Consider the following 24,616-nt stretch of genomic DNA (forward strand, 5'->3'; position numbering starts at 1 on the left):
CAAGGTTTGAGATTGATCCCTGTTTGTCCATTTCCACCAGGCATTGGTTTACTCATAGCTTCTTGAGTTAAATAGGGGCGCATTTCTGCAAGGGGGTCTTTTTTATAGGCATTATAAGATTTCTCAAATTTATCTTTTGATGTTATTGTTGGCGTATAATTAACGCCGTATTTTTCATTGATTTTATCAGATTCAGTTTTTTCGCTGTAATTATCTATTTTTTTATTTCCCGATAATAACCAAGAGTAGTTTTTGCCCTCGTCTTCGATTTTTACAATTAATCCTGGTAATCCGTAGAATTTATACGGCCCATCTTGGAAAGGTATATCGGGCGAGAACCACGCAGTCCATTTTCTTCCACCAAATTCAGTAGTTGCTTTCTGAGTATTATAAGTTCCAACCTTTTCTTTATTAGTTGTAATTTTCCAATCGAATTTTAATTCTTCTTCAAATCCAAAGAATTTTCTACTTATCATATCAGTATATAATTCCTTCATATCTGGATAAGTCTTGTAAACTTTATAACTGAATTTAGGCATTTTTATGGTTTTCATAATATCAACAAAAGTGCCTGATTTTTCCATATCCTCAACTGTTTTCTTGATGATAGAATCTTGTGCTGGAATAGTAAAATCTTGATAAATCGATTTTTTTGCGTTAATATCTAACACCGTCATCACTTTATCAATTTTCGCTGAATCTTTTTTAGGTTTGAAACTTAATTCATAAAAGAAACGGTTGGCTGTTTCTTGTGCAGAAACCATTAATCCTAATAATAACAAAGGAAGAATGACTAATTTTTTGAGAGATTTCATACTTTTATTTTTTTGTTTATGACTAATTAGTGCAAGATTCTGAAAAATGTTACAGAATTATTGATGCATTTTTTTTATTGATTCATTCATCAATTGATATATTTTCAAATGTTCTTCATCAGTAATCAAGTCTTCGTGGAGTTTCAGAACTCTTTCATCTCCTCTTACGGCCGGTCCTGTTTGTGCCAATTTTGGTTCCAGATGATGAATTTTCTCCACAGTTTCATCAATTAATGGAATGAAATAATTGAAATCTAAATCCTGTGAATCCGCGATTTCCTTAGCTCTTGCAAAAAGATGATTCACAAAGTTGCAGGCAAAAACAGCAGTCAAGTGGATGTATTTTCTCTTTTCATAATCCGAAGTCTCAACGTGGTCGGAAATAAGGGACGCCAATTCAAATAATGATTTTTCATCAATCTGATTCTCAGCTTCAATAAAAAAAGGAATTTTGGAATATTCCAGGTTTTTGGTTTTAGAAAAAGTCTGCAAAGGATAAAAGCTCGCTTTTCTGTAATTGCCTTTCAGGATTTCTAGTGGAAGAGAACCGGAAGTATGAGCAACTAAAGCTTTTTCAGTTTTGATTAAATCTGAAACTTGTTCAACCGCCGAATCTGAAACAGAAATCAAATAAAGATCGGCATCAGCTAATTCTTTTGTAGAGTAAGGAATATTTAGTTCTTCCGAGATTTTATTCAATTCAACTTCATTTCGTCCAAAGATTTGACTGACTTCGATATTATTTTGGGTAAAAGCTTTTGCAAGATGAAAGGCGACATTTCCCGAGCCGATGATAACTATTTTCATCCAACAAAGATAAAGTTTTGACTAATGTGTAAACCGTTACGTTTAATATAAATTCAAGGAAAATTCAAAAAAAAATTTAACTTTGGTCTTATTTTTTAATCAAAACAACGAAACATCTGAATGAAGCTCAACGATGAGGAAATTGTAAAGCTTTTAACTGCACCTCAAACTGTAGAGAAAGGTTTGCGCGCGATGATGGATATCTATCAGAGTCGCCTTTATTGGCATATCAGACGTTTGATTGTGGATCACGACCAAGCTCAGGATGTTTTACAGGATACTTTTATCAAAGCGTATCAGAACATTCATCAGTTCAAGAGTGATAGCAAATTGTACACTTGGCTCTACAGGATTGCAACCAACGAGGCTTTGCAACAACTCAACAAAATGAACCGGATTAAGAAAACAGATGAAGATGCAGAATATTATATGCAGAATCTAGTTGCTGATAATGCTGGCAAAGATGGAGAAGAAATCCAGGTTTTGTTGCAACAAGCGATACAAACTTTGCCAGAAAAACAGAAATTGGTTTTCAATATGAGATATTATGATGATTTGCCTTACGAGGAGATTTCTAAGATACTGGATATGTCCGTCGGAACTTTGAAGACCAATTATCATTACGCAAAAGATAAAGTTGAACAATATATAATAGACAACTACTCGGAAGAGTTTTAAAAGAATAATAGAATAATGTTATGAAACGTCTTTGACGTAGCATTTGACAAATGAAAAATTAAATAAGAGCAAATGAAAATTGATATAGAAAAACTGAGCAGAAATACGCCGTATCCGGAACCTTCAGATGAGTTTTTCAAAATGCTTCAAGATCACGTGATTTCGAAAACAATTGGAGAGAAAGTTCCCGTTGTTCAGAAAGAAGCAAAAGTTTTCTCTCTGAATTTCAAATGGATGGCTGCTGCAGCAGTAGTTTTGATTGCTGGACTTACAGCGTTTTTAGGAGTTGATAATTCTTCCGAAACACAAAGTTTTGCTAGTCAAAAACCAATTGTAGATTCTGTTTATAATATTAATGAGCCTAAAAGCAATACATCAGAACAATTAGCAAATATTACTGCGACTGAAGAACATCATACAGATGTTATCAAAAAACAAAATGTTAAAAATCATCACATCGCTTCTGCAAAAATGACTGTTTCTAATGCAAAATATTATAATAATACCGACCGACAAGATTACGCTGTAGAAACTATAAGAAAATCGGAGTCAGAAGTGGAGAAGGTTTTAGTGGCTTTTACGCCAGACCAGTTGAAAGACTTAGATAGAAATAGTGAGCAAGATGTTTATCTTGATCTTTATAATTAATAACAAAATAGAGAGAAATGAAAAAATTGTTATTGACTATTTTAATTGCCGGATTCTTTTCTGCTCACACAGTTAGTGGACAAGACAGAAGATCCGGGACAACAAATTTAAGGTCTCAATCGGGTTCGAATTCTAGTTTACCTGGCAGTTCTGCATCGGCATTATCACCGGTTGGAACTTTACAAAGACAGACCAATATTCCCAGAACTTCTGAGTGGAGAACTATGAATACACAAGAGAAAAGAGATGTCGTAAATAATATGTCTACAAAGGAACGTTCTATGTTTCTACAGAAGATGAAGGAGAATATCGTTATCGATGATATTGACATTTCAGCAGATAAGCAAGACGAATTCAAAGCGCTTTATGCTGAATATCAAACTAATCAAAAACAGATTAAAGAAAAATTTCTTGTAGAAAATAATATAGCAAATCTTTCTGATGAAGAAGCGACAAGAAGACTTAATCAAAGTTTTGATGTTGGTCAGCAACTTCTCAACAACAGAAGAACTTATGCTGACAAATTTTTAAAAATTCTTACACCGCAACAAGTCTTAAAGTTATTCCAAACAGAAGGAAAAATGCGAGAAAAAGTACTTGATAAAAAGAACAGCAATTGATTCAAAACCTCTAGATTTTAGAGGTTTTTCTGTTTTATGTCGCACATTCACAAATGTTTCGAAATAATTTTTCCTATTCTGTTAAAAATATGTATTTTCGCAGACTGATTATAAACATTTAATATAAAGATGGCAATTTTAGGCGAAATTAGAAAAAGATCGTGGCTGTTAGTTGGCGTTATTGCATTAGCACTTTTGGCTTTCTTGGTAAATCCGGATACTATTGACAAGGTTTTTGGTAAAAACCCGAATATTCTTGGAAAGGTTAATGGAGAAGAAATCACAAGAGATGAGCTTAATGACCAGCTTTTCATTATGCAGCAACAGGCTCAGCAACAAGGTCAACCAACCAAAGGTCTTGAAGAGCAGGCTTGGCAGATTCTTGTTCAGTCCAAATTAATCAAGCAGCAGTTCGAAAAAATGGGGCTTAAGCTTACAGATGAGATTTTCTGGAGCCAGCTTCAATATGATCCTATTTTTGCTCAGAATCAGCAATATTTTGATGAAAAAGGTAACTTCAAATTGCAAGAAATAAAAAGCGAAATTGAAAAAGCACAGGCTACAAACCCCGAGAATTATAATTTCTGGCTGAAGAACAAAAAAGCAATCGAGTACCGAATGATGGCAAGAATGCTTTTCGGAAATGTAACAGCTGGTATCACAGTAAGCAAAAAAGAAGCGGAGCTGATGATGAAATTTCGTGATGAAATGGTTAATATCGATTTTGTAAAAGTGGATTACTTGGAGTTTTCCAAAAAAAACAATGTGAAAGTTACCACTCAGGATCTTGCAGACTATATCAAACTACATCCAACAAGGTTTAAAGCGACTGCTAGCAGAAATTTAGCTTATGCTTATTTCCCTGCAACGCCAAGTGCTCAGGATGATGCTGCCACTTTGAACGAGATCAACAAATTGTACCTAAAGGGAACAGATGCTTCTAATGGAGCAGAAAATTTCCAGAATACAAAGAACGATTCTATGTTCGTAGAGTTAAATTCCGATGTTCCTTTCATTCCTCAGTATGTTGGGTTAAATCAGGTTCCACAGGGTATTAAAGATAAAATTGCTACTGCTACAATCGGTCAGACATTTGGCCCATATAAAGAGCAGAATCTTTATGTAGTATCTAAATTGTTAGACAAAAAAGCATCAGATTCTACACAATCAAAACATATCTTAATCGCTTATAAAGGTGCTGAGCGTTCTACCGCTACCAGAACAAAAGAAGCGGCTAAAAAGATTGCAGATAGCTTGCTAGCAGTAATCAAAGCAGATCCTGCAAAATTTGCAGATGGTCTGAAATTATCTGATGAGCCTAATGCTGTTGAAAGAAACGGTAGTGTGGGATGGACGACTCTAACTTCGCCATTTGCGCCCGGATATCTTAAATTTTTGGCTGATAATCCAAAAGGAACAACAGGTCTTGCAGAGACATCTTTCGGATATCATATCATAAATGTCGAGGATAAGAAATCTGGTTCAATGACGTACAAAATCGCTCACCTTGCGAAAAATGTAAAAGCTTCTGATAAAACTGAGAATCAGGTATTGACACAGGCTACAAGATTCATTCAGCAAACTGAAGGAAAAAGCTTCAATCAATTTAAAAATCTTGCTGAGAAAAATAAATATCGATTTGACAATCCAAAAACTGTGGGTAGATTCCAAGGTACACTTCCAGGACTTGGTACAGATAAAGATAGTGATATTATTTCTTGGGCGTTTGACAAGAAAAGAAATATAGGTGATACGGATATTTTTACGGTAGAAGGTACAGGTGACAGAATTGTAGCTTATGTTGTTGGGAAGCAAGATGAAGGCCTTGCGGATCCTGAGACTGTAAGAAATCAGATTGAGCCGATTGTAAAAAATAAACTTCTTGCTAAATCTATTATCGAAAAAATTAACTCTGGAAAATACAGTAGTCTGGATCAGGCTGCAAAAGCTTTCGGAACTACAAAAGCAAATGCTGTTGTAAACTTGTTTAACCCATCTGTAAATGGTTCGATGGAGCCTAGAGTGGCAGGAGCTGCATTCGGATTGACAAACAATAAATTATCTCAGCCGATTGAGGGAATGACGGGTGTTTATCTTGTTGTTAAAAAATCTGTTACTACGAACAAATTGCCAGGAGATGTTAAACAAATTATACAGTCAATGGCGCAGCAAAACGCTCAGCAATTTACAGGATCTTTCTTAAAGAGTCTGCAGGATAACGCTGATATAAAAGATTATAGAATAGACGTTTGGGATAAAACTGCTCAACAGTAATTCCAAGATTTTCCAAAATATTCAAAAGCGGCATAATTGTCGCTTTTGTTGTTTTTTATTTTTTCTATTAATAAAACCAATATTCATATATTTGCTAATTACTAATTACTAAAAACAACAAACGTGAAGTTAAGTAAAGAATTAAAAGCAGGATTGATCGCAATTTTTGCTATAATAAGTTTCGTGATACTTTATCAGTTTATGAAAGGGAAAAATCTCTTCACTACAGATAATGTTTTCTATGCTAAATATGACAATGTAGAAGGTCTTCAGGTTTCCAATCCGGTATCAATCAACGGCCTTAAAGTAGGTCAGGTAGATGAAATAAAACCAATTACGAAAGGAGGTAAATTGCATTTTGTAGTAAAGCTAACTATAGATGATACTTTTGAGTTTTCTAAAAATTCTACAGTGGAAATTTTTGAACCTGGTCTGATGTCTGGAAAAGAAATGAAAATCAATCTTTTTTATGGTGGTGCAACAGCCAAAGACGGTGATACACTGAAGGGGAATTATCAGCTTTCCATGCTTAATTCTCTATCTTCCCAGGTAAAACCTGTAAAAGACCAGCTTTCGGGAGTTCTTCTCAAATTGGATTCTACATTAGCCAGTACAAACAAAATAGTAGATGAGCAAAACAGAAGAGAAATTAAATTGCTACTTGCTAATTTAAATCAGACAGTTGCTGCATTTAAGGGAACAGCAGATCAAACCAACCGAATTTTAGCTTCTAATGAAAATGGATTGCACGAAGCTATTGGCAATGCCAATAAAATGCTTCTTACAACCAATGCAACCGTAGAAAAATATGGTAAAGTTGCAGAGAAAGTAGATGTGGATAAACTCAATCTAACAATTGACGAGTTTAGTAAAACGGCTACTAAGATTAATAACGTTATTTCCGGCATACAAAACGGGGACGGTTCACTTGGTAAATTGACCAAAGATGATGAACTTTACAATAATCTGACAAGAACAGCAGACAACCTTAATAAATTGGTAGAAGATCTTAAGGCAAACCCTAAACGTTACGTTAATTTCTCTGTTTTTGGTAAGAATAATAAAGACTAATATATGCAATATATTGACAATGTAATCTTTCTGATTCTCCTGATTGCTGGCTTTGGATTATTTGCAAAAAGCCTAAAGGAACTTTACCGTAATATAAAGCTGGGTAAAGAAATTAACCGTACAGACAGACCAGCAGAGCGATGGGCAACAATGGCTCGTGTCGCTCTTGGGCAGAGCAAAATGGTAAAAAGACCCATTGCAGGGATTTTACACATCTTTGTTTACGTTGGATTCGTCATAATCAATATTGAACTTCTTGAAATTATTATCGACGGAATTTTCGGTACACACCGTTTCCTTCAAGGTGTTTTAGGAGAAGCATTCTATTCTTTTTTTACAGTCACATTGGAAATATTAGCCTTGTTGGTAGTAGTGGCTGTTGTGATATTTTTCATCAGAAGAAATTTCTATGGGGTGAAGAGATTGACTATGAAAGAATTGTCCGGGTGGCCAAAACAAGATGCCAACTGGATTTTGATTATAGAATTCGCTTTGATGGTAGCTTTTTTTACCATGAACGGCGCGGATTATTTTGCTGATTCTGATCGTTTTGCAGGTAATTTTCCAATATCCTCACACCTGTTTCCATTTTTCCAGAATATGAATGTGGAAACGCTTCATATTATCGAGAAGTTTGCATGGTGGTTTCATTTCGTTGGGATCTTATTCTTTATGAATTATCTTTATTATTCAAAACATCTTCATATCATTTTTGCATTCCCAAATACTTGGTTTGCGAATCTTGAAAAGAAAGGAAAATTTAATAATCTAGATTCTGTTACTAAAGAAATCAAATTGATGATGGATCCAAACGCAGATCCATATGCAGTTCCAGCGGAAGGGGCAGAAGAAGCACCGTCTAAATTCGGAGCCGAAGATATTTTTGATCTTAACCAACATCAGCTTTTAAGTGCTTATTCTTGCACAGAGTGCGGAAGATGTACTTCAGTTTGCCCGGCTAATATCACAGGAAAGAAACTGTCTCCTAGGGCGATAATGATGAAAACAAGAGACAGACTGGAAGAAGTAGGCAAAAATATCAACAAGAATGGAAAGTTTGTGGATGATGGCAGAAAACTTCTCAATGACTACATTACTAAAGAAGAACTCTGGGCTTGTACTACCTGCAACGCTTGTGTAGAAGCTTGTCCTGTTCTGATTGATCCATTGTCCATTATTTTCGAGATGAGGAGATTCCTTGTGATGGAGCAGTCTGCAGCGCCTCAGGAGCTGAACTTGATGATGACCAATGTGGAGAATAATGCTGCCCCTTGGCAGTATAATCAGGCGGATCGTTTGAATTGGGCGAAAGATTAATCTTTAAGTAAGATTTCATTTTAAATCAATACAAAATACATTTTACAACAAATGGATTTCACTATAAAAACAATGGCGGATTACGCTGCGGAAGGCAAATCTCCGGAAGTTCTTTTCTGGGTAGGCTGCGCCGGAAGTTTTGATGATCGTGCAAAAAAAATAACCAAAGCATTCTGCAAAATTTTAAATAAAATCGGAGTAGAATTTGCGGTACTTGGTCAGGAAGAATCCTGCACAGGTGATCCTGCAAAACGTGCTGGAAATGAGTTTGTGTTCCAGATGATGGCTTTGACGAACATCGAAATTCTGAACGCTTATGATGTCAAAAAAATCGTAACGGCCTGTCCTCACTGCTTCAATACTCTTAAGAATGAATATCCAAGTCTGGGTGGGAATTATGAGGTTTTGCATCATACACAATTCCTCAAAGACTTGATGAATGAAGGAAGATTGAAAATAGAAGGCGGAAGTTTCAAAGGGAAAAAAATTACCTTCCACGATCCTTGTTATCTGGGCAGAGCTAATGATGAATATGAAGCACCAAGGATGCTTCTGGAAAAACTAGATGCAGAACTCGTAGAAATGAAACGTTGCAAAACGAATGGTTTATGCTGCGGAGCCGGTGGTGCACAGATGTTCAAAGAGCCCGAAAAAGGGAACAAGGATATTAATATTGAGAGAACTGAAGAGGCGCTATCTTTTGAGCCAAAAGTAATAGCAACGGGATGTCCGTTTTGTAATACAATGATGACGGACGGTGTAAAGCATTTTAATAAAAATGCCGAAGTCGAAGTAAAAGATATTGTGGAGCTTTTAGCGGAAGCAGAAGATCTTTAGATTGTCATCATTAAAAAAGTAAAACCTCAGAAAATCTGAGGTTTTTTGCTTTTACCACTAATTGAATTAAAATCCGTAATTTTATACTTTGATTGACGAAAATGAAATTGCAGAATGTGATTCTATTTTTTAAATAAAAAGATATTATGAAAATTGAAGAATCTAATATTGTTGAAACAAACGATTACCGAGTAATTATTTATCCTGCTTCCAGACCTTTTACAGCTAAGGAGAGCAAAATAATAGCCGAAAAGTTATATGATTTTCTTTCAGGCTGGGCAGCACACGGTAAACCTTTGTCATCCTCTTTCAAGATTGAAAAAAACCAGTTTATAGTCATTTGTGTAGATGAAGAAAAAGAAGCGGCTTCCGGCTGCAGTATCGACGCGCTGGGCAAAATTATGAGAGACTTGGACACTGAGTTCAATCTTGGATTATTTGACAGAATGAAGGCGAGCTATGTTGAAAATGGCGAAGTTAAAACCCTGAAGTTAGCTGATTTTAAAAGCAAAATCAGAAATGGCGAATTGTCTAAAGATATAGAGGTTTTTGATTTTTCAAAAAATACCTATCTCGATTTTCTGAGCCATTTTCTTCAGCCTTTTGCAAGAAGCTGGGCGGCATCTATTTCTTAATTATGATCTAAATTAATTAAGGGTTGAAAATACTTTTTATTTCTTCTTGGTTTCCCAATAAGCTGGAACCTACCAATGGGAATTTCGTACAGCGCCACGCCGAAGCAGTAGCCTTGAAACATGAGGTCGAAATCCTTCATACGATTGGCGATTTTAAACAGACAGAAACTTTCGTTTTTGATGATAAAATCATTAATGGAATCAGAACGTTAGTTGTCTATTACAAAAACTCCAAAAATCCGCTTCAGAATTTCCTTCGACGAATGAAAGCATATAAAATGGGTTTTTCTAAAATGCAAAAGCCCGAATTGGTACATGGTAACGTTCTTCATAACAATATGCTGTTTGCGGTCTATCTCAAGAAAAAATATAAAATTCCGTTTGTAATTTCCGAACACTGGACGGCGCTTCAGGAAGAGAATCTTTATAAGACCTCTGCCAACATAAAGCGAATCGCAAAATTCATTGCGAAGCACGCAGATTACATTTTCCCCGTCAGCGAAAATCTGAAAAAGAGTTTGAAAATGCTCGGAATCAAAACACCGATGAAAGTCATTTCTAATGTTGTTAATACAGATGTTTTTCAGATCAGACAAACTAATGGAAATAAATCAACAAGATTTCTTCATGTTTCCAGCCTTATTCCACGAAAAAGACCTGATAAAATCATTGAAACCGTTCATCAGTTAAAAGTTAATGGTTACGATGTATCATTGGAAATCGGTGGAGATGGTGATACAGCAACACTAAGAAGATTGGTACAAAAACTAAATGCTGAGGAATATATCTCGATTTTTGATGAAATCAGCTATGCAGAAGTTGCGGAAAAAATGCAGGCTTCAGATTGTTTCATTTTATTTAGTGATAATGAAACTCAGGGTTGTGTGATATTGGAGTCTTATGCTTGCGGAAAACCGGTTATTGCGACTTCAGTGGGTGGTGTTCCAGAGTTTATAAAACCGGGATTAGGTGTTTTGATTGAAAAAGCTAATGAGCAGGAATTGTATCAATCAATGCAAAATTTTATAGAAAATAAAATCACTTTCAATAAGCCGGAAGTCTTAAGGGATTTTGTTATTGATAATTTTTCTAAGGATATTATAAGTAATCAATTTACCGAAGTTTATATTAAGATTGGTAAGCCAGCTATAGCATAATTATGGGCGGTTTGAAAGAATTTTTAAGCAGATTTTTTAGCAACAAAGGGCATCACGTCTTTTTTTCTTTTTTGATAGCTAAAATCTGTGGATTTCTTGGCTCTCTTGTTATTATAAGATTACTACCAGAAAACGAATATGGTATTCTTAGTATTGTTATGTCTGTCTGTGCTATTTTTTTACCCTTTTCAGGTTTTGGCAGTAACCAGATACTTTTGAGATATGGCTCGATTTCAGAAAAGGAGAACAAGCAAAATCTGTCATCATATCTTTTTTTCAAAGGGATTTTTAATGAGATTATCCTAATAGTTATATTTGTGGGAATTTCTCTATTTTATGCCCTAAAATATGAAAATATCATCATTATCTTTCTGTTTTTTGGCATTAGGTTAATGGGTTTTTACCTGTCAAATCATATCCAGACTTATTACCGGATCAATGGAAAAAATGACGTATTTGCAAAAGTTAGCAATGCAATTAATATTGGAGGTTTTGTTTTGCTGTTAGTACTTACATACTTATTTAAATTTTATGGTTACCTTCTGGCAATAGCATTAGTCCCTTATCTCTCTTTATTTTGGCTAAAAAAAGAGATGTTTTCTGCAAAAAGTATTGTTTACGAGAATAAAAAAGAAATGTGGCGATTTGGGATTTTTACAGCAGCAACATCTGTCATTTCAGAAACCTTATTCTCATTAGATGTAATGCTTCTTGGATTTATAATGAACGAAAGTGCAGTTGCCAATTATAAGGTGGCAATTTTATTGCCATCTAACATTACTGTTTTGGCTATAAGTTTTATGCAGAGTGATTATCCGCTATTATCAAAAAATTATCAAAATAAAAATTTCCTTATTTCTTATATCAGGAATTACTACAAAATATTTATCCCAATTTGTATATTAATATTAGGTTTTTTTTACACTTTTAAAGATCTTCTACTGAAACTCTTCTTTGGAACCAATTATTCAGATAACAGTAATCTGATGATGATTTTGCTATTCGGCTTTACTTTTGCGATGCTTTCCAGAAATCTGTTTGGAAACCTTTTGCCAGCAGTAGGAAAAATTGAAGTTAATACTTGGGTTTCTCTTATATCATTAATGATTCTTTGTGTTACAGCCTATTTTTTAGTTAATACTTTTGGAATAATAGGAATGGGCTTTTCTCTATCTCTGGTTTTAATATGGGAAGGCTCAGCATACTTAATTTTCTTCAGGAATTATCTGAAGAAACTTACACAATAAATAATTTTAGAATTATCTTTGCAAAGATGAAACTAAGAACATCCATAATTCTCCTAGCCATAATTTTGTTGTTTTCATGCCGTGGGGATGATAATGATTATCAGGTCATAGACCAAGTGCTGAATCTTTACGTCAAAAGTCAGGATGGTAACGATCTTCTAGATTCCGAGCTGGAAGGATCTTATTCTTCCGTCACCTTACTGGATCTTCTCAGTGAGACAGCACTCACCACTGTATCTGGATCAAGCTTGTTAAAGGATGTGACAGATACCACTTATCTGGATTATGCTGGTGGCGCTACCAGATTGTTGAAAGACTCTATTAGTCCGGAGCAGAAAACTTATTATTCAAAATTTATTATCCGATATTCAAAAACAGTTAATACGCAGGCAGTGAATGATGACGATACCATTGAAATCCACTATAAATGGACTCCCTCGCTTTTCGAATTATCAAAAGTCTGGTACAATGATGAACTGAAGTTCACAAAAGTACCTGGACAGCCGAACATTATCACAATCGTGAAATAAAATCATTAAATTTGTACAACTAATGTTGGATGATGGAAGCGCTATGATTAAAATTACGCTAATACATCCAATACCAAACACCTAACACCCAACAAAAATGTTACAGGTTAATTTTTTGCGCGAGAACAAAGAGCGCGTTTTGGAAGGCTTGAAGAAAAGAAACTTCAAGGAACTAGATTTGGTCGATGCTGCAATTGCTGCTGACGACGAAAGAAAAAAGCTGCAATTCGAGCTGGATTCACAACTTTCCGAGATGAACAAAATTTCGAAAGAAATCGGAATGATGATGAAAGACGGTAAAAAACAGGAAGCCGAAGCTGCAAAATCCAAAACATCGCAATACAAAGAATCAAGCAAAGAATTAGAGTCCCAGTTGAAAGATATTGAGAAAAATCTTCTCAATATATTGTATCAGCTTCCCAATATTCCGAACGAAAAAGTAGTTGCCGGTGTTTCTGCTGATGACAACGAGATTGTTTATGAATCTACTACGGTAGAAGGTCTTGGCGAAGGTGCAATTCCACATTGGGAATTGGCAAAAAAATATAATCTTATCGATTTTGAATTGGGAGTTAAAATCGCTGGCGCTGGTTTTCCTGTTTATCTGGGAAAAGGTGCACGTTTACAGAGAGCTTTGGTTCACTATTTTCTTGACAAGAACACAGATGCCGGTTATCTGGAAGTGAATCCGCCTCACGTGGTGAATGAAGCTTCTTGTTACGGAACAGGGCAATTGCCTGATAAAGAGGGACAGATGTATTATGTAGGAGCAGATGATTTGTATCTGATTCCAACAGCCGAGGTGTCTGTTACCAATATCTACCGTGATGTTTTGTTGGACGAAAAAGATTTGCCAATCAAGAATACGGCTTTTTCACAGTGTTACAGAAGAGAAGCAGGAAGCTACGGGGCGCATGTGAGAGGGCTTAACAGGCTTCACCAATTCGAAAAGGTGGAAATTGTGAGAATCGAGAAACCAGAGAATTCCTACGCTGTTTTGGAAGAAATGGTAGATCATATTAAATCCATTTTGGAAGATCTAGAATTGCCTTACAGAATTCTTAGACTTTGCGGTGGTGACACTGGTTTTGCTTCTGCAATGACCTATGATTTCGAGGTTTGGAGTGCTGCTCAGGAAAAATGGTTGGAAGTTAGTTCTGTTTCCAATTTCGAAACTTTCCAGGCCAATCGTCTGAAATGCCGTTATAAAGGAAACGAAGGTAAGTCTCAGCTGGTTCACACCTTGAATGGTTCTGCAATGGCTTTACCAAGAATTATGGCCGCTTTGCTGGAAAATAACCAAACGCCGGAAGGCATCAGATTACCGAAGAAAATCGCAAAATATGCAAGATTTGAACTAATCAATTAATTCAAATTGAATCAATAAAATGAAAGTCGCAAATTCACATTGCGACTTTTTTTGTATTAAATTTTACCCCATTTTTTAATAGAAGGAGAGTGTCGGCTACTTACTTCTGGTGGAAGAAATAATTATTTTTTCCCATATGAAAAAAGGACATTCATTATTTCTTAAAGTAAAACAGCATTCTGATTTATAAATTCTTCATTCTTCTCAAAATGAGAAAGGCTGGATAATGTAGAATTAGCAATCTGTTCGAGAGCTTCCTGGGTAAAGAATGCCTGATGCGCCGTAACCAGAACATTAGGAAAACTCATCAAACGCTGAATTGTATCATCCTCGATAATAGTGTGAGAAAGGTCTCGGAAAAATAATTTCTCTTCCTGCTCATAGACATCAATGCCTAGATAACCAATGTGTTTGGATTTCAGTCCGTGGATTACGGCTTTTGTATCAATTAATCCGCCTCGGCTTGTGTTGATAATCATTACATTTTGCTTCATTTTTTGGATAGAATCTTCATTAATCAAATGATGTGTAGATTCCATCAGCGGACAATGTAATGAAACAATATCGGATTCTGAAAATAATTGTTCCTGAGAAACATATTCGATTCCAAGTTGTTTAAGTTCTTGATTCTCTGTAATATCAAAAGCTAAAACTTTCGCTCCAAAACCTTTCGCAATTTTTGCAAAAGAAGCGCCAATATTTCCAGTTCCAATCACGCCAATTGTTTTCTGATAAAGATTAAAACCCATTAATCCATTCAAAGCAAAATTCTGTTCACGAACGCGGTTGTAAGCTTTGTGTGTTTTTCTGTTAAGCGTGAGAATCATTGCCATTGCGTGTTCAGCTACAGCTTCCGGAGAGTAGGCAGGAACTCTGGAGACTCTCAGTCCGAGACGTTTTGCAGAATCCAGATCCACATTGTTGAAACCGGCACATCTCAAGGCGATATATTTCACGCCTTTTTTTGCCAAAGATTCCAAGACTTCTGCATCCAATTTGTCATTGACAAATGCACAAACAGCATCGGTATTTTCTATAAGATTGAGCACGTGAGGACCAAGATGGGTTTCGAAATAATCCAGCTCAAAATTAAATTTTCGATTCGCTTTGTCAAAAAATTCCTTGTCGTATGGTTTTGAAGAAAAGAATGTAATTTTCATAGCATAAAGTTACGAAATCCTTTTTCACATTAAGATTGTATTTAAATGAAATAAATCAATCTACACGATTTTTTTTGGCTAATTTTTTATCTACCCAAATTGTGGCAAAAGGAAAAAAAGCAGAGCATAATGCGAAAATAAAATCTTCATCGTCCCAATTAAAAATTTTCCTGCAGGGTAAAAGTAATATGAGGTACAAGCTAAAAAAAAGACCGTGTATATTTCCGATGATGATGATGTAAATCGTAGGTAAAAGCCCGTCTTTATCTTCACGGATCCAGATCATTGCTGTAAAAAGAAGAAACCAGGAAACGGCTTCGGCAAGACAAACCTGCTTAAACCATTTGATGAGTTTTTCTTCTGGATATTTTGAGGAATATTTTTCTATGATGTTCATTATTGCAAAGATAGAGGATTAGAGAACAAAGAAAAAAAGACTTGTTGATGATATTTGTCTATTTATAAAATGAAGAACCATCCAAATATTCAAAAACCTCAGGTGGGAGCATTGGTCGTGTATTTTTTCCTTCTTTAATCATATTTCTGATTTCTGTTGCAGACAATTCTATGATTGGCGCATCAATCTGATGGATGTTTTCGTGATTTTTCAATTCTGTCACATTGAGCGGAGTCGAAATGTCTTCACCTAAGATTCTCGGATAAACAATAATCTGATGATTTTTAAGAAGAAGCTCATAGTTTTTCCATTTGTGAAGACTTTTCAAATTGTCTTCTCCCATTATTAATGAAAAGGAATAATCCGGATGTTTTTCCTGAAGGTAAGTCAAAGTATCAATCGTATAACTTGGCGTTGGCAAAGAAAACTCAACATTGGAAGCACGCATCTTTGGATAATTTTTTATCGCCAGCTGAACCATATCCAAACGATTGTGGTCTTTCAAAAGAGATTTTTTGTCTTTGAAAGGATTCTGAGGACTCACCACAAACCACAATTCTTGCATGTCAGAATGTTCCAAAATATAATTAGCCAAAATCAAATGACCAATATGAATAGGATTGAATGATCCGAAAAATAATCCGATTTTTTTCACAATAGATTAGTTATGAAATTTGACATCACGGATATTCAGAAAATGCGAGACATTGCCTTTCCAATGGTTTTCTTCTATAGTGAAGGCGAGGTCAAAAGTTTTAACCTTGAAATCTTCCGCAAACTGACCAAAGCGGAAACCAACACATTCAATATTTCTTCCCGTGGTGGGTTGCAGAATGTTGAATTTGAGATGTGTGTTTTCTTTTCCCATCAGTCTTACATAACCATTCACTTTCACATTTTTAAGAACAAGAACAGGTTTCATATTTTGAGGCCCAAAAGGGGCTAGTTTTCTGTGAAAATTGAAAAACTCACGGTTCAGATCTTCCGGTTTCACCACACTGTCTATGTAGATTGATGGTTCTTTCTGATGCTCCTGAATATTCATTTTTACATATTCTTCAAAACGAATCTTGAATTCCTCAAAATGTTCTTTCTCCATGGAAAGTCCTGCTGCAGCCTGATGTCCACCAAATTTCATAAACAAATCTGAGCAAAATTCCAGCGCTTTGTGAATATCAAAATCTGCAACCGATCTTGCAGAAGCCACCATTTCTCCGTTATTTCCTTCGGTAAAAACCAGTGTTGGCTTGTAATAATTTTCAATTAATCTAGAAGCAACGATGCCAATTACACCTTTATTCCAGCTAGGATCATAAACGATAGTTGAGTAACGTTCTACTTTTTCCAACTCCAAAACTTGATTGAGCGCAGACTGAGTGATGTTGATATCCATCTCGCGACGTTCATCATTCAGGTTTACAATTTCATTTACGATTTGATGAGCCTGTTTCAGGTTGTCGGAAATCATCAGTTCCACAGAAGCTTTGGCGTGAGAAATTCTTCCTGCAGCATTGATTTTGGGTGCAATGTCAAAAACAATATTTGAGATTTCGAAATGCGCCAATTTTTCTTCTGGAATCAAAAGCCTTAATCCAAATTTTCTTGTTTTTCGCAGGAATTTAAGACCTTGCTTTGCTAGCACGCGATTTTCACCGGTCATTGCTACAATATCAGACGCAATACTGATTGCTAAAAGATCGGTCAATTCAAAAAGTTCACTTTCCGGGATTTTATAGATTGTATTCAGACCTTGGCAAAGTTTGAACCCAACGCCACAGCCACTCAATTCTTTGTAAGGATAACGGCAGTCTTTCCGCTTCGGATCCAGAACGGCTACTGCTTTGGGAAGTTTGTCTCCGGGCAAATGGTGATCACAGATGATAAAATCTACACCCACAGAATTGGCAAGGTCTATTTTATCAACCGATTTGATCCCACAGTCTAAAGCTATGATCAGAGAAAATCCATTGTCTTTTGCAAAATGAATTCCCTCATCTGAGATCCCATACCCTTCCACGTTTCTGTCTGGGATGTAAAAATCAAGATATTTTTTATCAACGATTTTGCTTAGGTAAAGGTACATTAGAGCCACAGCTGTAGTTCCATCCACATCATAATCGCCATACACCAGTATTTTTTCTCCGTTTTCTATGGCTGTAGCAATGCGTTCTACCGCATTTTGCATATCGGCCATCAGAAAAGGATTATGAATATCAGTTCCGTTTGGTTTGAAGAATTCGCGGGCCTTCTGATAATTGTCGATCTCGCGTAGCACCAGGATTTTGGATTCTAAAGTTCCAAATCCAATCGAAGAAATCAGTCCGTCAACAATTTCTTCATCAGGCTCGGGTTTATAAATCCATTTTTGACTCATAGCTACAAATGTAAATAAAAAAAACGGCTTTCGGAAATTAAAAACGGCAGTCGTATAATTGACTACCGCAGGATTTACAGGAAGATTTTTATCTTATTTCTTGATGATTTTTTTGGTCTCACTTCCTTTATCTGTTTCGATAGTTACCATATAATTTCCTTTTGGTAAAGAAGCAATATTGAGTATTGACAGATGATCATTTTCTGTTTTTACCAAATTACCTGTTGCGCTATAAATTCTAACCGATTTGATCTTATCATCAGTTCTGATATTGAGGAATTCCGAAGCTGGATTAGGATAAATGCTTATCTGTGATCTGGAAACATCGGAAACTGCCATCTGATCCATATCTCGAATGATGATATTATCTACAATGAAACCGCTTCCGTCATTATCAAATTCAAAATTAAGATCATTGGCTCTCATAACTTTAGATCCAAGCGGTGAGGTGTGAACCAATTGATTATTGAGGTAATATTTAACATTTTTATCGTCCAAATGATCGATCTCGATTCTCAGATTGTACCATTGTCCGGGACTCCAACTTCCCAAATCTTTGAAATTGACATCACTATCAGCATATAATTTACCACTGAACATGAAGTTAAATCCACCGGCCCAGGAATAATTACCATTGTTGTTATAATATAACGAAAGTAGATAATAATCTGAGCTGTCCAGCTTTTCCAATTTTACATCTGCTGAAACAGAAAGACGATTATATTCCGGGATTTTTTTGAAAAGAAATGTGAAGTTTTCAGTGTATTGATTGGTGCTGGTTACCTCTACGGAATTGTTCCCATCACTTGCTTTGCCTGTAACTACTTTAAAATTGCTGTTTGGAACATTGTCTGTTTTTACCGCCCATTCTTTTTGTCCAACTACCGATCCGAGATTATACCCTTCCGAACTTTCAAAAGATATTTTTTGCTGCCCAAATATCAGAGTGGATAATACCGCCGATATAGAGAATAAAATTTTAGTCATAAAATAAATTAAAGGGAAGCGAATTTAAAGATAAATAGACAAATCTTATCATTTTCCTAAATAATATCTAGAATGATTAATAAACATTGAGTAAATGCCAAAACAGTATTGATTATCGTTTGCTTCTTAACTGTTGGCATTTATGATGGAATCCAAAAAGGGCATAACATTGTTCAAAAGTTTGATTACTTGTTAATAGTTAAGTGCGATTATTTTGTTATTCATCTAGCCCTTTTAATTTTATTTTATTTAGAAGTTGGTTGGCTTGGCTTTTTAGGAAATGTAAAATAATTGTAACCAATTCTATTGCTAGATTCTAAAGAAGTTGTCTTTGATGAGTAAACTAGAAGATTATAATTGTTCTAAATGTACTAGGATTTTTTTATCATAAAAATTATGTGCAGTATTTACATAAATATTAATATTTAGAAAACAAAAAGCCTTGAAAATCAAACGATTATCAAGGCTTTTAAGTACCCCAGACGGGACTTGAACCCGTACATCCTTGCGGATACAGGATTTTAAGTCCTGCGTGTCTACCAATTCCACCACCAGGGCGGGTAAAAAAAATAGAAGCTTAAGTAAACCTCTATTTTTGAGCGAAAAACGGGACTCGAACCCGCGACCCCAACCTTGGCAAGGTTGTGCTCTACCAGCTGAGCTATTTTCGCAAAAAAGATTTCTAAATAGTTTTAGAAATCTTTGTTATAGTGCGGATGAAGGGACTCGAACCCCCACGCCTCACAGCACCAGATCCTAAGTCTGGCGTGGCTACCAATTACACCACATCCGCATTTTTGAAGAACTTCTTTTCTTTCGTTTTGGTGAGTGCAAATATAGAGACTTTTCCATTCTCTCCAAAATAATTTTGATGTTTTTTTTATTTTTTTTGCTTTCTCAAGTTTTAATATCATCAATTGTTTTTGTTACCTTTACACACTTAAAATTTTTCGAGATTATGGAATTAACAGGAACGATAAAGAAAATTTCTGATTTACAAACTTTTACAAGCGGATTTCAAAAAAAAGAGATGGTTCTTTTGACTGAAGAGCAATATCCTCAACCTATCAATATAGAATTTTTATCAGAAAAGGTGGACTTGCTTAATCAGTATAAAGTGGGCGACAAAGTCAAAGTTCATATCAATATCAGAGGAAGAGAATGGACCAGTCCGCAGGGAGAAGTGAAATATTTCAATTCTATCACGGCTTGGAGAATGGAAAAAGACGGAGGAAGTGATTTCAATGGGCCTACTGAAGCATCACCATCACAAAATGCACCGGCTACAGAAAATAAAAATGTTTTCGCTGAGGATGAAGATGATGATTTACCTTTCTAATTAATTTGATCAATAAATCATATACAACAACTTCCCTGTATTTTTATAAGTGCAGGGATTGTTTTTTATAAACTCAACATCATGTAATGCTTAGACTTGATCCTAATGATATTTCTTTTCCAGATCCGGAACATTATGATTCGGAGGATGGATTAATGGCTTTTGGCGGAGATTTGAGACCAGAAAGACTTTGGTTTGCTTATCAAATTGGATTATTTCCTTGGTATAATGAAGGCGAAGAAATCCTTTGGTGGTGTCCGGATCCGAGATTTGTTTTATTTCCAAATGAAATTAAAATTTCAAAATCGATGAGAAAAATTCTGCGAGATGAGGTTTTTGAATTTACAGAAAATAGATGTTTTGAAGAAGTGATGAGAAATTGTAAAACATTAGAAAGAAAAGGACAAGATGGAACCTGGATTAATGAAGAACTCATTGCATCTTTTGTAAAACTTCACCATTATGGAAAAGCTAAAAGTTTTGAAGTCTGGCAAAACGGCAATTTGGTTGGTGGATTTTATGGAATTTTAGTCGGAAATGTTTTCTGTGGCGAAAGTATGTTTTCCAAAGTTTCCAATGCTTCGAAAGCTGGCTTTATCTATTTCACTACCAAATATCAAAACCAATGGGAACTTATCGATTGTCAAATCCACTCTGAACATCTTGAAAGTCTAGGTGCTAAAATGATTCCGAAAATTGATTATTTAAATATCTTAAAACAACAAAAACCTTGAATACTGAAAAACTGAAGTGGATTCTCCTGATAGGCTTGTCCGTAATCTGGGGATCATCATTTATACTGATTAAAAAATCTCTTGAACATTTCAATCCATACGAAGTTGGGGCCTTAAGAGTATTGATTTCCGGACTTGTGCTGATGCCTTACGCTGTTTCCAAAATAAAACAATTTCCGAGAAAACATCTGAAGTGGCTCATTATAGCGGCTGTTTCGGGAAATTTTATTCCGATGTTCTTGTTTCCAATTGCTGAGACTCAAATCACGAGTAGTATTGCTGGAATCATTAATTCGATGATGCCAATATTTGTAATTATTGTGGGTTCTTTGGTTTGGAAGTTCTCTACTACCAAAAGGCAATTGATTGGCGTTTTAATTAGTTTTATCGGTGCTTGTATTCTTGCCTTGGGCGGCGGTGACAGTGGTGAGTTAAAAATTATTCCCATTTTATTATTGCTTTTGGCAACATTAATGTACGCCATCAGTACCACGACAGTGAAATCCAGGCTTCATGAAGTTCCTGCGACCATTATGTCGGCTTTCGTATTTTCATTTGTCCTGCTATTGCCATCGTTGGTTGTGCTCGTTCCGGATTCTTCCGAGATTTTGAGATGAATCAGGGAGCTTTGCAGGGACTTGGTTTTGTGGCAATGCTTTCTGTTTTCGGGACTGGTTTGGCAATGATGATGAATTATAAATTGCTGAGCATCTCTACACCACTTTTTGCTTCTACAGTAACTTTGCTGATGCCTATTGTGGCAATTATTTGGGGAATTTTGGATGGAGAAAAACTAACGGCAGTACAAACGATTGGTGCAATAATTATTCTTGCCGGGTTGATTTTTCTTAGAAGCAAGGCGAAGTCTTAGATTTTGTACAAGATTTATTTCAGATATGTTAAACCATAGCCCTGATGGGAACGGCATCCTTTTTTTTGGTTTGGAAAAGCTCAGGCAAAAAAGATATAGTGGACAGCAGGTTCCCGGCTCCTAAAAAGAAACGCTGCTTCAATAAGTGAGGCAGCGTTCCGGAATATTAAGGTCTTTGTTACTTGGTGTGATTCATTGTATTGGCATCGATATTAACGCCCAATCCCTGCGCAACTCTCATTCCTAATTCGATATTTGCACGGAAAAAATGACAAAGCTGGCGGTTGATGATTTCGTCACGTTTCGGTCCGTCAATACCGCTCATGTGACCAACAATGTTGTTGACCAAAGCTGTTCTCGCTTCCTGATTTAGTGCTTTTGTATAAAATAATCCCGGCTGTGTATAGTGGTCGTCATCATTTTGATTTCTGTCATAATGGGCAACGTGACTATTGTCCAAATCATACTCAAAAGCTTTGTAGGAGCTATCTGGTTCTATGTCGCTGAAGCTGTTTGGATAATAATTTGGTTTGTCGCCATAATTGGAATCATCTGCCATAGCGCCTCCTCTTTGAAAATTGTTTACGGCAAACGGACATCTGTTGACTTCCAACTGATGAAAATTGACACCCACTCTGTATCGGTGCGCATCGGCATAAGAAAATAATCTGCCTTGTAACATTTTGTCCGGGGAAAAACTGATACCGTCCACTAAATGACTTGGTGCAAAAGCAGCCTGTTCTACGTGAACAAAGTAATTTCTAGGAATTTCATTGAGTTCCATAACACCGACTTCCTGCAATGGGAATTCGTCCTGAAACCAGACTTTTGTTACATCAAAAGGATTCCAACGCCATTCTTTGGCTTGTTGTTCGGTCATTGTCTGGATATACAGTTTCCATTTTGGGAAATTTCCGGCTTCTATTTCATTGACTAAATCTTCCTGAGCAAAATCCGGATTTTCGCCCTTCATTTTAGTTGCATCTGCATCCGTAAAATTCTTGATGCCTTGCTGAGTTTTGAAATGAAACTTAACCCAAGTTCTCTCATTTTTATCATTAATCATAGAAAAAGTATGAGATCCGAATCCGTGCATATGTCTGTAGCCGTGAGGCGTTCCTCTGTCCGACATGAGGATTAGAACCTGATGCAGCGATTCCGGATTGAGTGACCAGAAATCCCACATCATTGTTTTGCTTTTCAAGTTGGTTTTCGGGACACGTTTCTGAGTGTGAATAAAATCTGGAAATTTTTTGGCATCTTTAATAAAGAAAACAGGTGTGTTATTTCCCACCAGATCCCAGTTTCCGTCTTCGGTGTAGAATTTTAAGGCAAAACCTCTAGGATCTCTCTCGGTGTCTGCACTTCCCATTTCTCCACCTACAGTTGAGAATCTTGCAAACATTTTACAAGCATTACCAACTTTGGAAAACAATTTTGCTCTCGTGTATTGACTTATGTCGTGGGTCACGGTAAAAGTACCGTATGCGCCGGAACCTTTTGCGTGGACTATTCTCTCAGGAATTCTTTCTCTTACAAAATGAGCAAGGTTTTCCTGTAGAATAAAATCCTGTAGCAAAACGGGGCCTCTCGGTCCTACAGTTTGAGAATCCTGATGCTCGTAATAAGGTGAGCCAACGGCGTTTGTGAGTTTTTTTCTGTTTTCCATATGTTAGATTTTATGATTTACTTCATTGTTGATTTTGCGAAATTCGATAAAAAAAGCTATTTATGAAACAAATTAATAATTATATTTGTAATAGATAAAATTAATTACTAAGTCGTGAATATACAACAGCTAGAATATCTGATTGCAGTAGATAAATATAAACATTTTGGAAAAGCTGCACAAGCCTGTTTTATTACCCAGCCAACGCTCAGCGCAATGATTCAAAAGTTTGAAGATGAGCTGGATGTCAAGATTTTTGACAGAACCACGCATCCCATAAGAACTACCGATGCGGGTGCAGAAATCATAAAGGAAGCTCAGAAAGTGATCGATTCCGTCATGGAATTAAAGAACAAAGCCAATTTTCTGAACAATATTCTTGCAGGAAAACTAAATCTTGGGATCATACCGACCGTTTCAAGTTATGTGTTGCCCAATGAAATTTTTTCTTTCCTTAAGAAAAATCCTCAGATTGAATTGAATATCAAGGAAATGACGACGGAAAGCATTATAAAAGCTCTAAAATCCGGGGAATTGGATGCGGGAATCATTTCTACACCTTACGCTGCGGCAGATGAGTTCTATCAGGATTTTCTTTTCAATGAGGAATTGATGTTATATTCTGCTAATCAGGAAGCTGGAGCTAGGAAAGATTGTTTCGTAGTTCCTGAGGATATTGATGTGGATAAGGTGTGGCTTTTGGAGGAAGGTAATTGTCTGAGAACACAATTCGAGAACATCTGTCAGCTGAAAGAAAATTCTCTGAAACCAAGTAATCTCGAATTTTTGGCTTCTAATATCAACACGTTGATTCAAATGGTAGATAAAGTAGGCGGAATTACGATTCTACCAGAAATGGGAGTGGAGCAACTGTCTGCAGAGCAAAAACAAAAAGTTTCACGATTCATAAAGCCTTTTCCTTACAGGGAAATAAGCTTGATTTACTACAAACCTACTTACAAACAGAAAATTATAGATGAGTTGATTTCGGAGATCCGCGTTTCTATGGAAAAACGACTTAACTACTATAAAGATTCTGAAAATTACGTCAGTATCAAACCTGAGTAAATTCATATTCAT

25 protein-coding genes and 3 tRNA genes are annotated in these 24,616 nt (G+C 35.9%); 17 read left to right on the forward strand and 11 right to left on the reverse strand.

The genetic code is table 11. The features are described 5' to 3' along the window. Positions 1-815 (reverse strand): GLPGLI family protein (locus EGH73_RS10985; RefSeq protein ID WP_148041703.1); only part of this gene is annotated, 815 nt, incomplete at its 3' end. Between the two features lie 57 nt (positions 816-872). After that, on the reverse strand, positions 873-1,622 hold the full coding sequence (locus EGH73_RS10990) for a Rossmann-like and DUF2520 domain-containing protein (protein WP_123281872.1): 750 nt from the start codon (positions 1,620-1,622) through the stop codon (positions 873-875). Positions 1,623-1,742: 120 nt separating this feature from the next. Between EGH73_RS10990 and EGH73_RS10995 the strand changes: the two genes are divergently transcribed. The 12 genes from EGH73_RS10995 to serS all read left to right on the forward strand — a co-directional run bounded on the left by EGH73_RS10995 (position 1,743) and on the right by serS (position 14,005). Further along, entirely contained in the window at positions 1,743-2,300 is a 558-nt protein-coding gene (locus EGH73_RS10995) for an RNA polymerase sigma factor (protein ID WP_123281873.1), read from the forward strand. A 72-nt stretch (positions 2,301-2,372) separates the two neighbouring features. After that, positions 2,373-2,948, forward strand: a complete 576-nt coding sequence (locus EGH73_RS11000) for a hypothetical protein (protein ID WP_123281874.1) — start codon at positions 2,373-2,375, stop codon at positions 2,946-2,948. Between the two features lie 17 nt (positions 2,949-2,965). Further along, positions 2,966-3,568: a hypothetical protein gene (locus EGH73_RS11005; protein WP_123281875.1), complete on the forward strand. Its 603-nt coding sequence runs from the start codon at positions 2,966-2,968 to the stop codon at positions 3,566-3,568. 129 nt (positions 3,569-3,697) lie between these two features. Next, positions 3,698-5,842, forward strand: a complete 2,145-nt coding sequence (locus tag EGH73_RS11010; RefSeq protein ID WP_123281876.1) for a peptidylprolyl isomerase — start codon at positions 3,698-3,700, stop codon at positions 5,840-5,842. 123 nt (positions 5,843-5,965) lie between these two features. After that, complete coding sequence (locus EGH73_RS11015; protein ID WP_123281877.1) at positions 5,966-6,913, forward strand: MlaD family protein; 948 nt, start codon at positions 5,966-5,968, stop codon at positions 6,911-6,913. A 3-nt stretch (positions 6,914-6,916) separates the two neighbouring features. Then, positions 6,917-8,230: a 4Fe-4S dicluster domain-containing protein gene (locus EGH73_RS11020; protein ID WP_123281878.1), complete on the forward strand. Its 1,314-nt coding sequence runs from the start codon at positions 6,917-6,919 to the stop codon at positions 8,228-8,230. 51 nt (positions 8,231-8,281) lie between these two features. Further along, positions 8,282-9,067 (forward strand): (Fe-S)-binding protein, encoded by a 786-nt coding sequence (locus EGH73_RS11025; RefSeq protein WP_123281879.1) that lies wholly within the window; start codon positions 8,282-8,284, stop codon positions 9,065-9,067. Between the two features lie 146 nt (positions 9,068-9,213). Beyond that, a complete protein-coding gene (locus EGH73_RS11030; protein ID WP_123281880.1) occupies positions 9,214-9,702 on the forward strand; it encodes a hypothetical protein in 489 nt (162 codons plus the stop codon). 23 nt (positions 9,703-9,725) lie between these two features. Next, positions 9,726-10,859, forward strand: coding sequence for a glycosyltransferase (locus tag EGH73_RS11035; protein WP_123281881.1), 1,134 nt, complete (start codon positions 9,726-9,728; stop codon positions 10,857-10,859). A gap of 2 nt (positions 10,860-10,861) precedes the next feature. Further along, entirely contained in the window at positions 10,862-12,106 is a 1,245-nt protein-coding gene (locus EGH73_RS11040; protein WP_123281882.1) for an oligosaccharide flippase family protein, read from the forward strand. Positions 12,107-12,132: 26 nt separating this feature from the next. Next, on the forward strand, positions 12,133-12,636 hold the full coding sequence (locus tag EGH73_RS11045; protein WP_123281883.1) for a hypothetical protein: 504 nt from the start codon (positions 12,133-12,135) through the stop codon (positions 12,634-12,636). 97 nt (positions 12,637-12,733) lie between these two features. Then, positions 12,734-14,005, forward strand: a complete 1,272-nt coding sequence (gene serS, locus EGH73_RS11050; RefSeq protein ID WP_123281884.1) for a serine--tRNA ligase — start codon at positions 12,734-12,736, stop codon at positions 14,003-14,005. A 161-nt stretch (positions 14,006-14,166) separates the two neighbouring features. Here serS and EGH73_RS11055 read toward each other — a convergent pair whose 3' ends face one another. The 8 genes from EGH73_RS11055 to EGH73_RS11090 form a co-directional block, all read right to left on the reverse strand. Next, the gene (locus EGH73_RS11055) at positions 14,167-15,165 is read right to left on the reverse strand and encodes a 2-hydroxyacid dehydrogenase (protein ID WP_123281885.1); all 999 of its coding nucleotides are present in this window, start codon (positions 15,163-15,165) and stop codon (positions 14,167-14,169) included. 55 nt (positions 15,166-15,220) lie between these two features. After that, positions 15,221-15,562 (reverse strand): DUF3817 domain-containing protein, encoded by a 342-nt coding sequence (locus tag EGH73_RS11060; protein ID WP_123281886.1) that lies wholly within the window; start codon positions 15,560-15,562, stop codon positions 15,221-15,223. A gap of 58 nt (positions 15,563-15,620) precedes the next feature. After that, entirely contained in the window at positions 15,621-16,217 is a 597-nt protein-coding gene (gene nadD / locus EGH73_RS11065; protein ID WP_123281887.1) for a nicotinate (nicotinamide) nucleotide adenylyltransferase, read from the reverse strand. 6 nt (positions 16,218-16,223) lie between these two features. Then, a complete protein-coding gene (gene recJ / locus EGH73_RS11070) occupies positions 16,224-17,936 on the reverse strand; it encodes a single-stranded-DNA-specific exonuclease RecJ (RefSeq protein WP_123281888.1) in 1,713 nt (570 codons plus the stop codon). Between the two features lie 93 nt (positions 17,937-18,029). Then, positions 18,030-18,923, reverse strand: a complete 894-nt coding sequence (locus EGH73_RS11075; RefSeq protein ID WP_123281889.1) for a T9SS type A sorting domain-containing protein — start codon at positions 18,921-18,923, stop codon at positions 18,030-18,032. A gap of 474 nt (positions 18,924-19,397) precedes the next feature. After that, positions 19,398-19,481: transfer RNA gene (locus tag EGH73_RS11080), tRNA-Leu, on the reverse strand. A 40-nt stretch (positions 19,482-19,521) separates the two neighbouring features. Further along, positions 19,522-19,594: transfer RNA gene (locus tag EGH73_RS11085), tRNA-Gly, on the reverse strand. A gap of 40 nt (positions 19,595-19,634) precedes the next feature. Further along, positions 19,635-19,716: transfer RNA gene (locus EGH73_RS11090), tRNA-Leu, on the reverse strand. Between the two features lie 165 nt (positions 19,717-19,881). On the opposite strand from EGH73_RS11090, the gene EGH73_RS11095 reads away from it, so the two are divergent. The 4 genes from EGH73_RS11095 (at position 19,882) to EGH73_RS14225 (ending at position 21,867) form a co-directional block, all read left to right on the forward strand. Next, entirely contained in the window at positions 19,882-20,262 is a 381-nt protein-coding gene (locus EGH73_RS11095; RefSeq protein WP_123281958.1) for a DUF3127 domain-containing protein, read from the forward strand. An 86-nt stretch (positions 20,263-20,348) separates the two neighbouring features. Continuing rightward, entirely contained in the window at positions 20,349-20,996 is a 648-nt protein-coding gene (aat, locus tag EGH73_RS11100; RefSeq protein WP_123281890.1) for a leucyl/phenylalanyl-tRNA--protein transferase, read from the forward strand. After that, the gene (locus EGH73_RS11105; protein WP_245985509.1) at positions 20,993-21,613 is read left to right on the forward strand and encodes a DMT family transporter; all 621 of its coding nucleotides are present in this window, start codon (positions 20,993-20,995) and stop codon (positions 21,611-21,613) included. The genes aat and EGH73_RS11105 overlap by 4 nt, the downstream gene beginning before the upstream one ends. Further along, positions 21,568-21,867: an EamA family transporter gene (locus EGH73_RS14225; protein WP_449401684.1), complete on the forward strand. Its 300-nt coding sequence runs from the start codon at positions 21,568-21,570 to the stop codon at positions 21,865-21,867. The genes EGH73_RS11105 and EGH73_RS14225 overlap by 46 nt, the downstream gene beginning before the upstream one ends. Before the next feature lie 178 nt (positions 21,868-22,045). Here EGH73_RS14225 and EGH73_RS11110 read toward each other — a convergent pair whose 3' ends face one another. After that, on the reverse strand, positions 22,046-23,536 hold the full coding sequence (locus EGH73_RS11110; RefSeq protein WP_123281891.1) for a catalase: 1,491 nt from the start codon (positions 23,534-23,536) through the stop codon (positions 22,046-22,048). Positions 23,537-23,650: 114 nt separating this feature from the next. Here EGH73_RS11110 and EGH73_RS11115 point away from each other — a divergent pair, with 114 nt between their 5' ends. Further along, a complete protein-coding gene (locus EGH73_RS11115; RefSeq protein WP_123281892.1) occupies positions 23,651-24,604 on the forward strand; it encodes a hydrogen peroxide-inducible genes activator in 954 nt (317 codons plus the stop codon). The last annotated feature ends 12 nt before the right edge of the window (positions 24,605-24,616 follow it).

Origin of the sequence: Epilithonimonas hominis, assembly GCF_003730015.1 — a bacterium.
Classification (GTDB): domain Bacteria; phylum Bacteroidota; class Bacteroidia; order Flavobacteriales; family Weeksellaceae; genus Epilithonimonas; species Epilithonimonas hominis.